The sequence below is a fragment of the Cytobacillus firmus DS1 genome (genome assembly GCF_000565285.1).
Taxonomy (GTDB): domain Bacteria; phylum Bacillota; class Bacilli; order Bacillales; family Cytobacillaceae; genus Cytobacillus; species Cytobacillus firmus_A.
Window position 1 is genome coordinate 1 of the sequence record NZ_APVL01000056.1, and the last position, 2,437, is coordinate 2,437.

At 37.1% G+C, this 2,437-nt stretch carries 2 protein-coding genes; both read right to left on the minus strand.

Annotation, left to right across the window (positions count from 1 at the left end):
* Positions 1-66: 66 nt before the first annotated feature.
* The gene (istB, locus tag PBF_RS24620; protein WP_035333649.1) at positions 67-786 is read right to left on the minus strand and encodes an IS21-like element helper ATPase IstB; all 720 of its coding nucleotides are present in this window, start codon (positions 784-786) and stop codon (positions 67-69) included.
* Complete coding sequence (gene istA, locus PBF_RS24625) at positions 783-2,288, minus strand: IS21 family transposase (protein ID WP_035333651.1); 1,506 nt, start codon at positions 2,286-2,288, stop codon at positions 783-785. Before istA ends, istB begins: the two co-directional genes overlap by 4 nt.
* Positions 2,289-2,437: the final 149 nt, after the last annotated feature.

Here is a 2,437-nt window from a genome sequence, read left to right on the forward strand (position 1 = left end):
CCTGTATTTGGCAAGCAAAAAATGTAATAAACGGCAGTTAAAAATGTTCCACTTGCCAACAGTTTATTATCTTTGAATAATTGACTCTTTATAACGATGACTATCGCCTTTAAATACAATTAAATGTGAATGGTGGATGAGACGGTCAATGACTGCCTCGGTTAATATTGGATCTCCGAAAACATGATTCCACTGACCGAATTGTAGGTTAGTAGTAATAAGGATACTCTTAGCTTCATAACACATAGAAATAACCTGAAATAATAATTCTGCTCCCTGTTTATGTAAGGGGATATAGCCTAATTCGTCTAGGATCAATAAATCTAGCTTTTCAATCTGTTTAAAGAGTCTATTTAAATTCCCTTTTTCATTAGCTTCTAATAATCGATTCACTAACGATGCCACCGTATAGAACTTTATGGACTTGCCATACTTCTGTATGGCATTTAGTCCAATTAGGGTAGCTAAATAAGTTTTACCAGTACCTACTCCACCATAAAAGATTAAATTTTCCTGCTGCTCTATGAATAATCCATCTAACAAGTCTTCTCTTTTCAGCCCCGGAGTAAGGACGATGTCCTTCCAGTCATATGGATTTGTACCGATTTTTGGAAGCGTTGCTTGTTTAAGCAAAAGATTCATCTTGCGTTCTTCTCGTTGCTGGATTTCGTGTTCAAAAAGCTTTAATATATATTCTTCATTCGAAGCTGCTTCAATCTCATGGTAGTGTTCCCTTATCCAGCTTAATTTCAACCTTTTTGCGTATTCCTCAATGTTAGTGTTCAATTAAATTCAGCTCCTTTAAGAAGCTGGTTATAGTGGTCTAGCCCTCTTGATGCTTCTGGCATGACTGGTAATGACCTAGTTGGATGGAGTTCTGGCCGAATGCCTCGACCGTTTATGAGCTGATAGAATACCTGTTTAATAGATTCTACAGAAGGATGTCCATGCTCAGATGCGATGTTTAAGGCTTCTGTAATTTTGTTAAAATCATGGTCCTTTAATACAATTGCCAGTAATCTTAGTGCTTCTTGTTTTTCTGAAACAGTACAGGCTTCAAAATACATTTGCCATTCTGTGGGAAGTTGATCATAAAAACTAGTATATTTGAGTGCCAAAGGGCGTTTGGCCATTAAATTCAAATATGGCTGCCATTTCATTGATTTTCTATATTGACCATATAATCTCGAATGACTTACAACCAATTGTTGATCTTCTGTTAGGATATCAACCTTGTTGTAGGATATTCTGACTAAGACCTTGCTTAAAGCGAAACGAGGTGATGTAGAATATAGATTTTTATCTAATTTTATGTAGCCGTACTTATCAGCTTTAAGAGTTTCGTACCTAACACATTGGAATTCCTTACTTGGAAGAACTAAACATGCTTTCCGGTCCTCCTCAAACAATTGTGAAATGAAGGTTTCTTTTTCGTAGTGTTTTCTCTCGCGGTCGTTTTCGGCTTTTCTCCACAGAGTCGTATTAAGCTCATCTAAGTCAAACACATGAAGCCCAGGGAGTAAAAAGTTATTTCTTACATATTTCACCATAGCTTCGACGTGGCCCTTTTCATTACCGCTATTAGGATTACAAAATTCACACTCAAATCCATAGTGAAGAACGAAGTTTTGAAACTCCTCGGTTAATTGCCGTTCGCCATTTGGCAGTATCTTCTTTACGGCAGCTGAAAGGTTATCAAATCTTATGTTTTTTGGAACTCCGCCCATATGATGAAAAATACGCTTTAATCCTTCAAGAAAGCACTCTTTGTTTTGAGAAGGGAATACCTGAAAATAGAAGCTATTACTGTGAGGATATGACATAACTAAATAGGGCAATACAATATCCTCACCTTGATATTTGAATGGTGCTTCCCCGAAGTCTACTTGTGCGGAACCAGGCTTATTTTCTAGCGGTAAGGCTGCTTGATTGGCCTCATTTAATAATTCCTTCTTACGCTTTGAAACATATTCCCTGACTGTACGATCTGCACCCTTAAAGTCAAATTCCTCTTTAAGTTGTTCCCACATTCTTTTAGCTGTTCTTCTAAATTTCTTCTTTTGTTTGAAGTCCTCCAATATCCACTCATCTAGAATCTCCTTTACCGGATCTAACACCGGAGAAGGTCTATTTTGTCTTTTCTTAATCTGCGGACTGAAATCCTCCATTTCTACATACTTTTTAACAGTCCTAGCGTCTCTTCCAATTTTTTTCGCTACTTTTGAATAACTGCTATCTTTTTTGATAGCCTCATGTCTGATATAATTAATTTCGGCCACTGCCAACATCTCCTTAATACCTCCTGCACTTGATTGTCCCAACAGGAAGTGTATGTGTATTTTGGAATGTTGACAAGTGGTTTTTTTAATTTATGCAGGCCCCTCGGGGCCTGCATAAATTAAATGCCAAACTCTACATTTTTATGATGCCATAAACA